11 protein-coding genes are annotated in these 15,596 nt (G+C 72.2%); 3 read left to right on the forward strand and 8 right to left on the reverse strand.

Annotated features, from left to right (window positions below; all coding sequences use genetic code 11):
* Positions 1 to 121 precede the first annotated feature (121 nt).
* The 5 genes from glpK to ACIQGV_RS28345 all read right to left on the reverse strand — a co-directional run bounded on the left by glpK (position 122) and on the right by ACIQGV_RS28345 (position 6,290).
* Entirely contained in the window at positions 122 to 1,642 is a 1,521-nt protein-coding gene (gene glpK, locus ACIQGV_RS28325; RefSeq protein ID WP_402499066.1) for a glycerol kinase GlpK, read from the reverse strand.
* Positions 1,643 to 1,661: 19 nt separating this feature from the next.
* On the reverse strand, positions 1,662 to 2,411 hold the full coding sequence (locus ACIQGV_RS28330; RefSeq protein ID WP_402499068.1) for an MIP/aquaporin family protein: 750 nt from the start codon (positions 2,409 to 2,411) through the stop codon (positions 1,662 to 1,664).
* Positions 2,412 to 2,896: 485 nt separating this feature from the next.
* Complete coding sequence (locus ACIQGV_RS28335; protein ID WP_402499071.1) at positions 2,897 to 4,543, reverse strand: EAL domain-containing protein; 1,647 nt, start codon at positions 4,541 to 4,543, stop codon at positions 2,897 to 2,899.
* A 134-nt stretch (positions 4,544 to 4,677) separates the two neighbouring features.
* Positions 4,678 to 5,868: a lipid-transfer protein gene (locus ACIQGV_RS28340; protein ID WP_402499100.1), complete on the reverse strand. Its 1,191-nt coding sequence runs from the start codon at positions 5,866 to 5,868 to the stop codon at positions 4,678 to 4,680.
* Positions 5,865 to 6,290 carry a Zn-ribbon domain-containing OB-fold protein gene (locus ACIQGV_RS28345; protein WP_402499102.1) on the reverse strand — a complete coding sequence of 142 codons (426 nt, stop codon included), beginning with the start codon at positions 6,288 to 6,290 and terminating at the stop codon, positions 5,865 to 5,867. The genes ACIQGV_RS28340 and ACIQGV_RS28345 overlap by 4 nt, the downstream gene beginning before the upstream one ends.
* 389 nt (positions 6,291 to 6,679) lie before the next feature.
* On the opposite strand from ACIQGV_RS28345, the gene ACIQGV_RS28350 reads away from it, so the two are divergent.
* The gene (locus ACIQGV_RS28350) at positions 6,680 to 7,216 is read left to right on the forward strand and encodes an NUDIX domain-containing protein (protein ID WP_402499073.1); all 537 of its coding nucleotides are present in this window, start codon (positions 6,680 to 6,682) and stop codon (positions 7,214 to 7,216) included.
* Positions 7,217 to 7,276: 60 nt separating this feature from the next.
* Here ACIQGV_RS28350 and ACIQGV_RS28355 read toward each other — a convergent pair whose 3' ends face one another.
* On the reverse strand, positions 7,277 to 9,655 hold the full coding sequence (locus ACIQGV_RS28355) for a TIM-barrel domain-containing protein (protein ID WP_402499076.1): 2,379 nt from the start codon (positions 9,653 to 9,655) through the stop codon (positions 7,277 to 7,279).
* A 213-nt stretch (positions 9,656 to 9,868) separates the two neighbouring features.
* Here ACIQGV_RS28355 and ACIQGV_RS28360 point away from each other — a divergent pair, with 213 nt between their 5' ends.
* Both ACIQGV_RS28360 and ACIQGV_RS28365 read left to right on the forward strand, forming a co-directional pair.
* Complete coding sequence (locus ACIQGV_RS28360) at positions 9,869 to 11,836, forward strand: acetoacetate--CoA ligase (protein WP_402499079.1); 1,968 nt, start codon at positions 9,869 to 9,871, stop codon at positions 11,834 to 11,836.
* Positions 11,837 to 12,001: 165 nt separating this feature from the next.
* Positions 12,002 to 12,895, forward strand: coding sequence for a hypothetical protein (locus tag ACIQGV_RS28365; RefSeq protein WP_402499081.1), 894 nt, complete (start codon positions 12,002 to 12,004; stop codon positions 12,893 to 12,895).
* Positions 12,896 to 12,989: 94 nt separating this feature from the next.
* On the opposite strand, the gene ptsP is transcribed toward ACIQGV_RS28365, so the two are convergent.
* Both ptsP and ACIQGV_RS28375 read right to left on the reverse strand, forming a co-directional pair.
* Positions 12,990 to 14,660 (reverse strand): phosphoenolpyruvate--protein phosphotransferase, encoded by a 1,671-nt coding sequence (gene ptsP, locus ACIQGV_RS28370; protein ID WP_402499082.1) that lies wholly within the window; start codon positions 14,658 to 14,660, stop codon positions 12,990 to 12,992.
* 77 nt (positions 14,661 to 14,737) lie between these two features.
* Positions 14,738 to 15,187, reverse strand: coding sequence for a PTS glucose transporter subunit IIA (locus ACIQGV_RS28375; protein ID WP_402499084.1), 450 nt, complete (start codon positions 15,185 to 15,187; stop codon positions 14,738 to 14,740).
* Positions 15,188 to 15,596 lie beyond the last annotated feature (409 nt).

Consider the following 15,596-nt stretch of genomic DNA (forward strand, 5'->3'; position numbering starts at 1 on the left):
GCACGTGCCGGGCCTCTGCACGGTAGGCCGTGACGCATCGTCCGGTGCCGTCGGGCACGGCCCGTACCCCCGCCGACTGGGGTACGGGCCGCGGTCCACGACGACGGGCACACGCGTGTGTCTACGCGTCCCCGTCCTCCAGCCAGCCGAAGCTCTTCTCCACGGCCCTGCGCCAGTTGCGGTACTCGCGGTCACGCACCGAGGCGTCCATCCCCGGAGTCCACTCCGCGTCCTTCTGCCAGTGCGCCTTCAGCTCGTCCAGGCCGTTCCACACCCCTGTGGCCAGACCGGCTGCGTACGCCGCGCCCAGGCAGGTCGTCTCCGAGACCCTGGGCCGCATCACCGGCACGCCCAGCACATCGGCCTGATGCTGCATCAGCAGATTGTTCCCGGTCATGCCGCCGTCCACCTTCAAGGTGGTGATCTGCACGCCGGAGTCCTGGTACATGGCGTCCACGACCTCGCGCGTCTGCCAGCTGGTCGCCTCCAGCACCGCCCGCGCGAGATGCGCCTTGGTGACGTACCGGGTGAGCCCGGTGACGACACCGCGCGCGTCGGATCGCCAGTACGGCGCGAACAGGCCCGAGAAGGCGGGCACGATGTACGCACCGCCGTTGTCCTCGACGCTCGCCGCGAGCGTCTCGATCTCGTCGGCGCCGCGGATGATGCCGAGCTGGTCGCGGAACCATTGCACCAGGGCGCCCGTTATCGCTATCGAACCCTCCAGGCAGTACACCGGCGCCTCCCCGCCGATCTTGTACCCCATCGTCGTCAGCAGTCCGTTCTTGGACGGCACCGGCCGGTCGCCGGTGTTGAGCAGCAGGAAGCTGCCCGTGCCGTACGTGTTCTTCGCCGTGCCCACGTCGTAGCATGCCTGCCCGAACACGGCCGCCTGCTGATCGCCCAGCGCCGAGGCGACCGGCACCCCCGCGAGCTGGCCGACGGCGGTGCCGTACACCTCGGCCGAGGACCTGATCTCGGGCAGCACCGCCTCCGGGATGCCCATGGCGGACAGGATCGAGCTGTCCCACTGGAGCGTCTCCAGGTTCATCAGCATGGTGCGCCCGGCGTTGGTGACATCGGTGACGTGCCGGCCGCCGTCGGTGCCGCCGGTCAGGTTCCAGATGAGCCAGGAGTCGATGGTGCCGAAGGCGATCTCGCCGCGCTCGGCGCGGCTCCGCAGCCCGGGGACGTGGTCGAGCAGCCAGGCCGCCTTGGGTCCGGAGAAGTAGCTGGCGAGCGGCAGGCCCGTCCTCTCGCGGAACCGGTCCTGCCCGTCGGGGCCGCCCAGGTCGTTGCAGAGCGCTGCCGTACGGGTGTCCTGCCACACGATCGCGTTGTGCACGGGCTTGCCCGTGGCGCGGTCCCACAGGACCGTCGTCTCGCGCTGGTTGGTGATGCCGAGGGCGCTGAGCCGGTCCGCCCGCAGACCCGCCTTGGCGAGCGCTCCGGCCACCACGGCCTGGACCTTGGACCAGATCTCGGTGGCGTCGTGCTCCACCCAGCCCGGTTTGGGGAAGATCTGGCGGTGCTCGCGCTGGTCCACGGCGACGATCGAGCCGCCGTGGTCGAAGATGATGCAGCGGCTGGAGGTGGTGCCCTGGTCGATCGCGGCGACGTACTTCTCGGCGTTGTCCGTCATGGCTACCCCTTGGGCTCGGTCAGAAGGCTGCGTTGTAGATCAGGCCGGCGAGCGTCCCTCCGATCAGCGGGCCGACGACCGGGATCCACGCGTAGCCCCAGTCGGAGGTGCCCTTGTTCGGGATCGGCAGGAAGGTGTGCACGATGCGCGGTCCGAGGTCGCGGGCGGGGTTGATGGCGTAGCCGGTCGGCCCGCCCAGGGACAGGCCGATGCCCACGACCAGGAGCGAGACGATCAGCACGGTCGTGCCGGACTCGCCGAGCCCTTCGGTCAGTCCGAACGCCAGGACGGGCAGGACCAGCGCGACGGTCGCGATGATCTCGGTGATCAGGTTGGCGACGGGGTTCCGGATCTCCGGGACGGTGGAGAAGATGCCCAGCGTCGGGACGGGCTCGTCGGCCGTGCCCTCGGTGGTGCCCTCCTTGCGCACGTTCGCCTGGAACTGCGCGAGATACACCAGGTACGCCAGCACGGCGCCGAGCACGGCGCCGACCATCTGGCCCAGCAGGTACACCCAGACCTTGCCCCACTCGCCCGTGTCGACGGCGATGCCCAGGGTCACGGCCGGGTTGAGATGCCCTCCCGACAGCGGTGCCGCGGTGTACGCCCCGGCCAGCACGGCGAATCCCCAGCCGAAGGCGATGACGATCCATCCGGAGGCCCGCGCCTTGGAGAATCTGAGAGTGACGGCGGCGCAGACACCGGCACCGAACAGAATGAGGATCGCGGTGCCGATGATCTCGCCGACGAATATGTCTCCGTTGCTCATGGCGGCTCCTAGGCGCTGGTCCCCGGACCGGGGACGATCGGCCCCGGCCCTGTGTGCAGGGCGCGTTTCCCTCGGTTCCGTGGCTCCGTGCCGGTGACAGCCGGAGGCAGGGAGGTCCCGCGCCCCGCCCGGCGTCCATGACGAGCGTGCCGTGGCAGCCGAATCGCCCCTGGAGGAGTGGGCCTTGGCCGCGCCGAGCCCGCAGCGCGTGCCGGAATACGCCGAGAATGTACGGCGATGTCGACTGACACCGGGAAGTTTTCACCGGTGCCCAGGGGGCGTCAAGGTCGGCGACGACAATGGCGCTCGCGGACCGAACGGACGGCCGCGGCGGGCGGCATCGCGACAGGAGTGTCTCCTGCTGCCCGCGCGGCCTCGACGTGCAGCCGGCCGACGACGGGTCCGGCGGTTCGGGAGGACGGCGGGTCCGGCGGTTCGGGAGGACGGCGGGTCCGGCGGTTCGGGAGGACGGCCGGTCCGGCGGTTCAGCCCAAGGGCCCGGCCATGGCCACGCCCGTGTGGCTGGTCGTGGGTCCGGAGCCGCGCCGGACCTCGTGGCCGGGCAGCCCGGCCCGCCCCAGCACCCAGCTCGCCCCGTGGAGCGACTTCGCGGCCTTCTTCAGCGGAGCCAGACAGGCAGCCGCCTGCCGGTGGTCCGTCACGCTCCCCGGCGCGCACAGCACCGTCGCCAGCGACAGCGTGACCGGCCGTCCGCCCGCCGACCACGGCGCGTCGAGCATCGCCGTCAGCGGATCGAGCCGCTCCGGGTCGGTCAGGACCAGGAAGTCGTCCCCGCCGATGTGCCCCACCCGGGTGCTGCCGGACGCCGTGTCCAGCAGCATGCGTCCCACGGACCGGATGAGATCGTCGCCCGCGGCGAACCCGGCCCCGTCGTTGACCAGCTTGAAGTGGTCCACGTCCAGCCAGTTCAGCGCGAACGGCCGCCCGTCCGCGATCCACCGGTCGACCTCACCGGTGATCGCGTCCGAACCGGGCAGCCGGGTCAGCGGGTTGAGTCCTGCCGCCTCCTCGACCCGCGACTCGGCGAGCGCCCGTACGAGATCGGCCAGCCGGACGACGCCCACACAGCGCCCGTAGCGGTCGACGACGGCGACATCGTCCGATGTGCGGTCCCGGTCGCCGTCCGCCACCACGTCCAGCACCTCCCACGCGGTGGCGTCCACGCCGACCGTCCGCGGTGCGTCCCCGAGCCGGGCGGCGGGCCGGTCGGCGTACAGGGCGTGTCCGTAGCGGCCCGACATCGACAGCAGGAAACGCGACCGGTGCACCGACCGCACCGGGATGCCCTCCCGGTCCACGAGCAGCACTCCGGACACACCCGGCGAACCGGTCAGCAGCGCTCGCACCTGTCCCGCGGACGCGATGTCGGGCAGCAGCGCGGCGGGGCGTACGAACTCCCGTACGGACGGCCCCGGACGCGGCCCCGGAGGGGCTCCCGAAGGACGTGGCGGAACGTACACCTCCGCGGCGGGCAGCCGGGCGGGTGGCCCGAACAGCTCGCCCTGGCCCAGCTGGGCGCCGGACGCCAGAGCCTCTGTGTACTGCGTCTCGGTCTCCACGCCCTCCACCGACAGCAGCGCGCCCAGCTGATCGCACAGGGTCCGCATCGCCCGGACCGCCGGGGGCCTGCCCAGCAGGGAGGCATCGAGCTTCACCAGGTCGGGCGCCATGTCGGCGAGCATCCGCAGGGGCAGGTCGCCGTCGCCCACACCGTCGGCACTGATCCGGAAGCCCGCACCCCGCAGCGCCTCCACCGCGTCCAGCAGCGCCTGTTGCGGGACATGGGTGAAGGGCGGGCCGATGTCGACCGTCACCTCCCACGGCAGCCGGCCGGCCTGGCGCACGGCGTCCTCCAGCGACCCGAGACCGCCGAGGTCGGCGAGGGTGCCGGCGAACACGTTGATGTGCAGCGGCAGCAGGGTCTCCTTGCGTGCCGCAGCGCGGACCGCCAGCACGGCCAGTCCGCCGTCCAGTTCCGGGTCCCGACGGGCCTCGGCGAGGATGTCGCCCGCCTCGGGGCGGGCGAGGACCTCCAGTGCCGCGACCCCGCCGGTGGTCAGATTGACCACCGGCTGGAAGGCGAAGCGGACAGTGTCCGTCCAGGAGTGCACGCAAGCATGATGGCTCCCCGGACGGGCCGCCCCGGGCGCAGTTCATGAGACGTTCACGCAGCATTCCCGGCCGATCACAGAGCGTGGACACTGCTCCCGTGCACGGCTGTACGGAGGTGGGGCCGACGTCCTGCTCACCGCAGCGCGACGACGGCCGAGCCGTGCCCGAAGAGTCCCTGGTTGACCGAGAGGCCGACCCGCGCGCCGTCCACCTGGCGGTCTCCGGCCCGGCCCCTCAACTGCCGGGTCAGCTCGCACACCTGGGCTATCGCCTGGGCCGGTACGGCCTCGCCGAAGGAGGCCAGGCCACCGCTCGCGTTCACCGGTGTCCGCCCGCCCAGGGCCGTCTCGCCGCTCCTGAGGAGTGCGGCCCCCTCGCCCTCGCCGCACAGTCCGAGATCCTCGTACCACTGGAGCTCCAGTGCGGTCGACAGGTCGTAGACCTCGGCGAGCGAGAGGTCGCCGGGCCCGACCCCGGCCTCCTCGTAGGCCGCGGAGGCGATCGACGCGCGGAAGGTCTCCGGGGCGGGCGCGACGGCCGCCGCGGAGTCCGTCGCGAAGCCGGGAAGATCCAGCACCGTGTCGGGGTAGCGCGGCGTCACCGTCGACACCGCGCGGATGCGGACCGGCTCCGGCACCCCGTGCCGACGCGCGAAGTCCAGGCTGGACAGCACCAGGGCGGCCCCGCCGTCGGAGGTCGCACAGATGTCGAGCAGCCGCAGCGGGTCGGCCACCACCGCCGAGCCGGCCACCTCCTCGGCGGTGACCCGTCTGCGGTAGCGGGCGTACGGATTCAGGGCTCCCGCCGCGGAGTTCTTCACCTTCACCCGGGCGAAGTCCTCCGGGGTGTCCCCGTACACGGCCGCCCGCCGCCGCGCGTACAGACCGAAGTACACGGGGTTGGTCGCCCCGAGCACCCGGAACCGCAGCCAGTCGGGGTCGTCCGGCCGGTCGCCGTCCGCCGGCCGGAAGAAGCCCTTGGGCGCGGAGTCGGCACCCACCACCAGGACCGTGTCCGCGAGACCGGAAAGGATCTGCGCCCGCGCGGCGGCGACCGCCTGGGCCCCCGACGCGCACGCCGCGTACACGCTCGTGACCCGGGCACCCTGCCAGCCCAGGGCTCTGGCGAAGGCCGCCCCGGCCACATGGCCCGGATAGCCGCCGCGCACGGTTGCGGCGCCCACGATCGCCCCGATGTCCCGCCAGTCCGTCCCGGCGTCGGCGAGCGCCGCACGCGCGGCCGCCGCCCCGTACTCGACGAAACCGCGCCCCCACTTGCCCCAGGGATGCATGCCCGCCCCCAGGACCGCCACATCCGCCGTCATGCCCGCACCCCCGTGGGCCGCCAGTGCCACGTCGTCCACACCGTCTCCGCGTCCTCGTGCAGCACGCCGGGGACGGTCTCCACCTCCATGCCCACCGCCAGATCGGCGACGGTGACCCCGGGAGCCGCCTGTCCCAGCACCACCATCCGCTCGGACTCCAGCTCCACGGCGATCAACGTGCACGGTGTCCACGGAAGTTCCGGGTCGGTCACATAAGGTGACGGCGGCCGGTGGCGCGTGTCCGTGTACGACCAGACCCGCCCGCGCCGGGACAGCGGGAACTCCTCCAGCTCGCCGCCCGGGCAGCCCGGATTGCGGCAGTGGACGTCCTCCCGGGGGAAGAACACGCACGAGCACGCGGAGCAGCGCGTCCCGAGCAGCCGGAAGGAGCTTCCCTCGCCGGTGAACCAGTCGGCCACCACCGGAATGCGTGTACGCGTCAAAGTCCCTCCCCGGCAACAGATCTGATGATGCGTCAGAAGTGTGCCACGGGCAACCATAAATCCGCAGGCCATCGGTGTGAACCAAGCACGCTTCGCCTGCGTCGTCGTAACAGGAGGGACGGACGAGGCCCACGGGGGTGGCCCCGACCGTCCCTCCCTCGTCGCCCGCCCCGGACACGCCCGCCCCGGTGCGGCCGCCTCCCCGGAGCGACCCCCTCCTGATGGACGCAGGAGACATGACACGGCCGTCCGCCCCGGCACGCGCCCTGACCGCCCTGCGCGGGATCGTCACCGCCGCGTCGCTCACCGGCAGCCGCCGGAACGGCCGGACGAGGACGCCCTCTCCGTGATCGGATACAGTCCGCGACGTGTCCGAGAACCAGCACTCCGCCCCCGACTCCGCACCGGGCTCACACTGTTCGAGCTGCGGATCGCCCTACGGAGAGGGCATCTCCGCCTGGCCCCGCACCTGCCCGGCCTGCGGCACCGTCGCCTACCGCAACCCGCTGCCCGTCGCGGTGGCCCTCCAGCCCGTGTACGACGACCAGGGCACCGCCCTGGTCGTCATCACCCGCAACGTGCCGCCCGCACGCGGGGGCATCGCGCTGCCGGGCGGCTACGTCGACGACCGCGAGGACTGGCGCCAGGCCCTTGTGCGAGAGCTCAAGGAGGAGACCGGCATCGACGCGGCCGCCCGTGACGTCAGGCTGGCGGACGCCATGAGCTCACCCGACGGCCATCTGCTGCTGTTCGGCTTCCTCCCGGAACGCCCCGTCGACCGCCTGCCCGAGCCGGCCCCCACCGACGAGACGGACGGCTGGCACCTGCTGCGCAGGGCCGAAGAACTCGCCTTCCCCCTCCACACCCTGGCCGTACGGGCCTGGTTCGAGGGCCGGTACGTCTGACCTGGGCCGACGGCCGGGGCCGGCCCCGGCCGTCCGTCGACCACCACCCGGGGCCGCCGGCTACGACGGCCCCGGGCCGTCGACGACACCTCGCACCCGCACGGGGTGGGGCGGCGCGCTCTCGCCGTCCTCACCCTCGCGGCGCACCACGACACGCCGCCCCTGCCACCGGCTGACATACCGCTCGATCCCGGGCTCCTCCCACCCCTCGCCGGCGTCCGGCACGACCAGCCCGCTCCCGGTCCGCCCCCGGGCAGGGGCCCACGCCTCCAGCTCCAGGCCCCCGTCCTCACCACGTACCGGAAGCACCGCACCCGCGCGTGCCAGCACCGGGATCCTCGACCGCGGCGCCTCCACCAGCACCTGCCCCGGCCCCTCGTACGCCCGCCCCGTCGCCGTGTCGTACCACAGCCCCCGCGGCAGCCGCACCGCACGCCGGTCCGTCCCCGGGTCCAGCACCGGCGCCACCAGCAGGCAGTTGCCCAGCAGAAAGGCGTCCTCGCAGTCCCGCAGCGCCCGGTCCTCCGGAGCGTTCCACCACAGCGGCCGCACGTACGGCGCCCCCGTACGCCGCGCCAGATGCGCCAGCGTCACGAAGTACGGCAGCAGCCTGCGGCGCTCCAGCAGCGCCACGCGCGCGTGCTCCAGCACCTCGGGCCCGAACTCCCAGGGCTCCCTCCGACCCGCCCGCAGTCCCGCGTGGGTGCGGAACAGTGGCAGATACGCGGCCATCTGGAACCAGCGCAGGAACAGCTCCGGCGACGGACTGCCGTCGTAGCCGCCCACGTCCGGCCCCGAGTACGGCACCCCGCACAACCCCATGCCCATCACCAGCGACAGCGACGCCCGCAGCCCCGGCCACCCCGTGGCCACGTCCCCCGACCAGGTCCCTCCGTAGCGCTGCATGCCGGCCCACCCGGAGCGCGAGAAGACGAAGGGCCGCTGCTGCGGCGACAGCTCGCGAAGCCCCTCGTAGGCGGCCTCGGCCATGCACAGGGCGTACACGTTGTGCGCCTCGCGATGATCGCCGCCGCGTCCCTCCAGGCCGTGGCGGGCCGAGCGCGGCAGCGTCGTCTCGCCGAACGCCGCGAACGACGTCGGCTCGTTCATGTCGTGCCAGAAACCCGAGAAACCCTGTGCCAGACGCTCCTCGTACCAGCGGCCCCACCACTTGCGCACACGCGCGTCCGTGAAATCCGGGAAGGCGGCCTCCCCGGGCCACACCACCCCGCGCACGACACGCCCCGACGCGTCCCGGACGAACACGTCCGCCGCCGTGCCGCTGTCGTACACCGCATTGCCCGCGGCGGCCTTCACCGCCGGATCGACTATCGACACCAGCCGGATCCCGTCCCCGCGCACGTCCCCGGCCAGACGCGACAGCCCGGGAAAGCGCTCACGGTCGACCGTGAACACCTGGTGCCCGTCGAAATGGTCGATGTCCAGATGCACGGCATCGAGAGGCAGCCCGCGCTCCCGGTAACCGGCGACGACCCGCCGCACCTCCTGCTCGCTGCCGAAACCCCACCGCGCGTGGTGATGGCCGAGCGCCCACGCGGGCGGCAGCGCGGCGCCACCGGTCAGCGACGCCCACGCGAGCAGCACGCGCGCGGGTGTCCCCACCATCACCCAGCAGCGCAGCGGGCCGCCCTCCAGCCGCAGCTCGCACGTCCCCGGACGGTCGTGGCCCGAACCGGCACCCTCCTCGCCCTCCCGCAACGTCACCGTGCCGTCCCACGACGTGTCGTGGAAGACCAGATGCGTCGCCGCGTCCGCCACCACCATCTGCACCGGCATCGTGACGTACAGCGGATCGTCCCCGGGCCCGAAGGCCCCGCCCGGATCGGTGTTCCACAGCCGGTACACCCCGTCCCGCAGCCGCGGTCCCGAAGCCCTTCCGCCCAGCCCGAAGAAACGGGCGTCCGCAGGCACCTCGGACCGCTGCATCCACCGTGCCGGACCCCCCTCCACCGGCTCCCACCAGCGAGGCGGCAGATCCCGGCGCAGCATCACACCCCCCGGCGTCCGCACCTCGACGGCCCCGTGCCGCGAGACGACCACCGTCACCCGCTCGGCCACCACCCGCCAGCCGCCGTCCTTGTCCGGCTCCAGCACCGCCCGCGGATCGGGCTCCGGAGCACGCCCCGCCAACGCGTACGACGGCTCGGGACCGGCCCCGTCCCAGCCCCAGAACACGGCTCCGTTCACCGCGACCAGGATCCGCAGCTCCGCCCGGCCGAAACGGACCACGCCCCCGCCCGGGCCGGGTTCCGCCTCCCGCACCGGACCCGGCACACGCGCACGCTCCGCACCGCGCGGCGGCAGCCCCGCCGCGTCGGCACGCCCCCTGCGCCACGCCGCCCGCACGGCACGCACACCCTGGGCCATCCCCACCGAACCGACCGCCTTCATCGAACGCACCAGGTCACGACCGTCCATGCTGCTCACCCTGCCACCGACCGGTCCCCGCGCGTGTCGTGTTCAGCTCCCGTTCACCTGTGCCGGGACCACACCTTCACGACACGGACTATGTGGGGTCGGCCCTGGTGCGGAAGTCGATCACGTGGCATCGTCCGTGTCATCCGTGTCACGCGCACACCCCGCCCGTGCGCGGCAGGAAGCACACGACGCGAACAGTCCGGGAGCCGCCCCATGTCGACCGAGAACCCCCAGCCGCTCTGGCAGCCAGATCCCGAACGCATCGCCGCCGCCCGGATCACGAAGTTCCAGACCTGGGCCGCCGAACGGCACGGAGCCCCCGCCGGCACGGACTACGCCGCACTCCACCGCTGGTCCGTCGACGAACCGGAGGCGTTCTGGACGGCCGTCACCCAATGGTTCGACGTCCGCTTCTCCACGCCCTCCGCGCGCGTGCTCGGCGACCGCTCCATGCCCGGCGCCGCATGGTTCCCCGGCGCCACCCTCAACTACGCCGAACACGCCCTGCGCGCGGCAGCCACCCGTGCGGACGAACCGGCCCTCCTCCATGTCGACGAGATCCACGAACCCCGCCCGGTGACCTGGGCGGAGCTGCGCCGCCAGGTCGGCTCCCTCGCCGCTCGGCTGCGCTCCCTGGGTGTGCGGCCCGGCGACCGCGTGAGCGGCTACCTCCCGAACATCCCCGAGGCGGTCGTCGCCCTCCTCGCCACCGCTGCCGTCGGAGGGGTCTGGACCTCCTGCGCGCCCGACTTCGGCGCCCGCAGCGTCCTCGACCGGTTCCAGCAGGTGGAACCCGTCGTCCTGTTCGCCGTCGACGGCTACCGCTACGGCGGCAAGGAGCACGACCGCCGCGAGACCGTCGCCGAGCTGCGCCGCGAACTGCCGACCGTGCGCGCCGTCGTCCACATCCCGGTCCTCGGCACCGAAGCGCCCGAGGGCGCCCTCGACTGGTCCGCCCTCACCGGCGCCGACGAGGAGCCCGTGTTCGAACAGGTCCCCTTCGACCACCCCCTCTGGGTCCTCTACTCCTCCGGTACGACCGGTCTGCCCAAGGCCATCGTCCAGTCCCAGGGCGGCATCCTCGTCGAACACCTCAAGCAGCTCGGCCTGCACTGCGACCTCGGCCCCGAGGACCGCTTCTTCTGGTACACCTCGACCGGCTGGATGATGTGGAACTTCCTCGTCTCCGGCCTGCTCACGGGCACCACGATCGTCCTGTACGACGGCAGCCCCGGATACCCCGGCACCGGCGCCCAGTGGCGCGTCGCCGAACGCACCCGGGCCACCTTCTACGGCACCTCGGCCGCGTACGTCATGGCCTGCCGCAAGGCCGGTGTGCACCCCTCGCGCGACCACGACCTCTCCGCGGTCCGCTGCGTCGCCACCACCGGCTCGCCCCTGCCGCCCGACGGCTTCCGCTGGCTGCACGACGAGGTCGGCGAAGACCTCTGGATCGCCTCCGTCAGCGGCGGCACGGACGTGTGCTCCTGCTTCGCGGGCGCCGTCCCCACCCTCCCCGTGCACATCGGCGAGCTGCAGGCACCCGGCCTCGGCACCGACCTTCAGGCATGGGACCCCGACGGCCGTCCCGTCGTCGACGAGGTCGGCGAGCTCGTCGTCACCAACCCGATGCCGTCGATGCCGATCCACTTCTGGAACGACCCCGACGGCAGCCGCTACCACGACAGCTACTTCGACACCTACCCCGGCGTGTGGCGCCACGGCGACTGGATCACCGTCACCTCCCGGGGCTCCGTGATCATCCACGGCCGGTCCGACTCCACCCTCAACCGCCAGGGCGTCCGCATGGGCTCCGCCGACATCTACGAGGCGGTGGAGCGACTCCCCGAGATCAAGGAGTCCCTCGTCATCGGAGTCGAGCAGCCCGACGGCGGCTACTGGATGCCGCTCTTCGTCCACCTCGCCCCGGGCGCCGCCCTCGACGAGGCACTGCTCGGCCGCATCAAGCGGACCATCCGCGAGCAGCTGTCACCGCGCCATGTCCCCGACGAGATCATCGAGGTGCCCGGCATCCCGCACACGCTGACCGGCAAGCGCATCGAGGTCCCGGTCAAGCGCCTCCTCCAGGGCGCCCCGCTGGACAAGGCCGTCAACCCCGGCTCGATCGACAACCTCGACCTCCTCCACTTCTACGAGGACCTGGCCCGCAAGCGCGCCTGACCGGAGCCGAGCACCGGCCGCGACCCGCTGCGAGAGCGTGCTCGCGGCCGACGCTCCTCCACCCCTGAATACGCCATGACCTGCGACGATACCGTCCGCGAGGTCCACTGTCAGTGGTGCCGGTTACTGTGAGTGAGCATTGATCGACCGTGCACAGGGGGAATCATGGCGCACACCGACCACCGGACCATGCGGAGCGTCCTGCGCCGCGAGATCGCCGGAACCATCGGCCTGCTCACCGACGAGCAGGACTTCCGGGCGATGCGGCGCTACCGCAGTTTCACCTTCGACGACCACGCCACCTACCTGCGGCAGGTGGAGGCGCTCCTGCGCACACGCGCCGCCCAGGGCGGCCACACCGCAGTGGCCCTCTTCGACCCGCAGGAGTACGCCGACTACTGCATCCTCACCGGCATCGACCCCGACCAGGCGGCGAGCAGGACCCGCTTCACCGCGGAACTCGCGGCCACCGGCCCGGCCCTTCCCTACGAGGGCCAGCCACTCACCGACCTGCTCCCCGCCCTCGTCGACGAAGCCGTACGCCAGGCGACCTGGGAGTACGCCTCCACACTGCTGGCCGGTCTCGGAGCCTGCCCCTCCTGCGGAGAGGATCTCGGACGCGCCGCCCTGCGCCGGGCATCCGGTCTCCTCACCCGCATCCTCGACACCGCACCGCCCGGCCACCATCACCTCGTCTGCAGTGTGTCCACCACGCCGGAAACCCTCGCAGCCGTCCTCCACGCCGACGAGGACCCGGTCGGCACGCTCGAACTGGACAAGGCGGAAGCACTCGAGTTCACCAGCGTGCTGGCCCTCGGCCTCGCCACCCGCAGCCCGGGCGGCCTGGTCATGCGGACCACCGCACCCCGAAAGGCCGACCAGGTCTACGGATGGCGCGTGCGCGGGGACGGCCTGCAACCGCTGACCGCCGGCGAGGTCTTCGACGCCTACTGCACCGACGCGGAATCCGGTGACCTCGTCTCACCCGAATCGAACGTCGACTACCGCGAACCCCCGGACCTGGGGGCGGACGGACCCACCACAGGCCACGGACACTGAACGCGCGAGGGGCGCCCCATCCGTGGATGGAGCGCCCCTCGGCGGCAGCCGGAGAACTCCCGGCAGCCGATGCACACCGGCCGGCGGGTACCGGCTACTCGCCGGACAGCACCGCCTGCGCCGCGGCCCGCGCCTCATCGGCACTGTCCGCCGCCCGGGCCGCCGCCGCAGCCCGCTCGCACTGCGCGAGCGTGTACTTCGCCAGCGTGGCACGGACATAGGGGATCGAAGCCGCGCCCATGGAGAGGGAGGTGACACCCAGACCCGTCAGCACACAGGCCAGCAGCGGATCGGAAGCGGCCTCGCCACAGACACCGCAGCTCTTGCCCTCGGCCTTCGCCGCCTCGGCGGACAGCGCGACCAGGTCGAGCAGCGCGGGCTGCCACGGGTCCTGCAGCCGAGACACCGCGCCCACCTGACGGTCGGCGGCGAAGGTGTACTGGGCGAGGTCGTTCGTGCCCAGCGACAGGAACTCGACCTCCTGCAGGATCGAGCGCGCCCGCAGAGCGGCCGACGGGATCTCCACCATCGCGCCGAACTTCGCCCGCAGCCCGGCCTCGCGGCACGCGTCCGCGAACGCCTTGGCGTCGGCACGGTCCGCCACCATCGGGGCCATCACCTCGAGGTAGACGGGCAGGCCCTCGGCGGCCTTCGCCAGCGCCGTCAGCTGGGTGCGCAGCACATCGGGGTGGTCGAGCAGCGTCCGCAGACCGCGCACACCCAGCGCCGGGTTCGGCTCGTCGGCGGGCGTCAGGAAGTCCAGGGGCTTGTCGGCTCCCGCGTCCAGGACGCGGACCACGACGCGGCCCTCGGGGAAGGCTTCGAGAACCTTGCGGTAGGCATCGACCTGCTTCTCCTCGGACGGCGCGTTCTTGCTGTCGTCCAGGAAGAGGAACTCGGTACGGAACAGACCCACACCCTCGGCCCCGGCCTCCACGGCAGCCGGCACGTCCGCCGGACCACCGACGTTGGCCAGCAGCGGCACCTTGTGCCCGTCAGCCGTGGCACCCGGACCCGTGGACGCCGCGAGAGCCGCCTTGCGCTCCGCCGCCGCGGCCTCCAGCTGTGCCTTCTTCTCCTCGCTCGGGTGCACGAAGATCTCACCGGTGCTGCCGTCGACCGCGATCATCGTGCCCTCGGCCAGCTCACCCGCGCCCGGCAGCGCCACGACCGCGGGGACGCCGAGCGCACGGGCCAGGATCGCGCTGTGGCTCGTCGGCCCGCCCTCCTCGGTCACGAAACCGAGCACGAGGGTCGGGTCCAGCAGCGCCGTGTCCGCCGGTGCGAGATCCCGCGCGACGAGTACGTACGGTTCGTCGCTGTCGGGCACGCCCGGCATGGGCACGCCGAGCAGACGCGCGACGATACGGTTCCGCACGTCGTCGAGGTCGGCCACACGGCCGGCGAGGTACTCGCCGGCACCGGCCAGCAGCTCGCGGTACGCGGCGAAGGCGTCGTAGACGGCGCGCTCGGCCGTGCTCCCCACAGCGATCCTGCGGTCCACGTCCGCCATGAGCTCGGGGTCCTGGGCCATCAGGGCCTGTGCCTCCAGCACCGCCTGGGCCTCGCCCCCCGCCAGATTGCCGCGCGCAATCAGGTCGGCGGCCACAGCCTCGACAGCTTTGCGGGCACGCCCCTGTTCGCGCTCCGCCTCCTCCGCCGGGATCTGCTTGGCAGGCGGTTCCAGGACCGCCGTTCCCATGTGCCGAACCTCGCCGATCGCCACACCGTGGCTCACGCCGACGCCTCGCAGCGTTGTCTCCATCTCACCCGTCTCCGATAGTGCGGCGGTTCCCGCCGCAGTGGTGGTCGTCCTGTCTGCCGTCACCGCGACGGCCGGTGTCACTTCCAGCCGAAAAGGCTGTCGCCGGCCTTGACGTCGCCGTATTCACGGAGATCGGAGAGAGCCTCCGCCGTGGCCTCCAGCGCCACGACCGGGCAGACCGCGGACTTGCCGGCGGCCTCGACGGCAGCCGGGTCCCAGCGCACGACACCCTGGCCGCGCGTCACGGTGTCCCCCTTGTTCACCAGGAGCTCGAAGCCCTCCCCGTTGAGCTGCACCGTGTCGATGCCGAGATGGACGAGAACGCCGTGCCCCTCGGCGTCGACGACCACGAACGCGTGGGGGTGCAGAGAAACGATGACCCCGTCGACGGGAGCGACGGCCTCGGAAGGCTCCCGGACGGGGTCGATGGCGGTACCCGGGCCGACCATGGCCCCGGAGAAGACGGGATCCGGCACTGCTGCCAGTCCGATGGCGCGTCCTGCGAGAGGGGACGTCACGGTGGTCATGGGAAGCCTCCCAGGGGTGGAGCTGCTTACGTGTCGTCACTGTCTGTCGACAGTGGCGCACTTTTCAGCAGGGTATGTCATAGGAAGTCCCGGTTCCGCCTGAGAGGTACCGGGTCAGAGGTCTAGACCACCAGCATAGTCGATTTGCGCGGGGTTCGTGGCCCCGTGTAGTGTCGTACTCCTGCCTGGGGCTGAGGGACGTCAGTGAGCGTTCTCGCCGGGCAGCACCCAACTAGTTCAGATCCTCTCCAAGGGTCTCCTTCCGTGTGCCTACGGAAGGGTGGTCAGGGAGACGGAAAAACGCTGATAAAGTTGGGACCGCCGGAAAGGGAAACGCGGGAGCGGGACCCTGGAAAGCACCGAGGAAATCGGGCCGGGAAACGGTCTGATAGAGTCGGAGACGCAAGAC

It is taken from the genome of Streptomyces sp. NPDC093094, assembly GCF_044754345.1.
Classification (GTDB): domain Bacteria; phylum Actinomycetota; class Actinomycetes; order Streptomycetales; family Streptomycetaceae; genus Streptomyces.

Excerpts from the sequence above, each read along its gene's own strand:
- glpK (WP_402499066.1), bottom strand. The coding sequence starts at position 1,642 with ATGACGGACAACGCCGAGAAGTACGTCGCCGCGATCGACCAGGGCACC.
- ACIQGV_RS28330 (WP_402499068.1), bottom strand. The coding sequence starts at position 2,411 with ATGAGCAACGGAGACATATTCGTCGGCGAGATCATCGGCACCGCGATC.
- ACIQGV_RS28340 (WP_402499100.1), bottom strand. The coding sequence starts at position 5,868 with ATGACGGCGGATGTGGCGGTCCTGGGGGCGGGCATGCATCCCTGGGGC.
- ACIQGV_RS28355 (WP_402499076.1), bottom strand. The coding sequence starts at position 9,655 with ATGGACGGTCGTGACCTGGTGCGTTCGATGAAGGCGGTCGGTTCGGTG.
- ACIQGV_RS28360 (WP_402499079.1), top strand. The coding sequence starts at position 9,869 with ATGTCGACCGAGAACCCCCAGCCGCTCTGGCAGCCAGATCCCGAACGC.
- ACIQGV_RS28365 (WP_402499081.1), top strand. The coding sequence starts at position 12,002 with ATGGCGCACACCGACCACCGGACCATGCGGAGCGTCCTGCGCCGCGAG.
- ptsP (WP_402499082.1), bottom strand. The coding sequence starts at position 14,660 with ATGGAGACAACGCTGCGAGGCGTCGGCGTGAGCCACGGTGTGGCGATC.
- ACIQGV_RS28375 (WP_402499084.1), bottom strand. The coding sequence starts at position 15,187 with ATGACCACCGTGACGTCCCCTCTCGCAGGACGCGCCATCGGACTGGCA.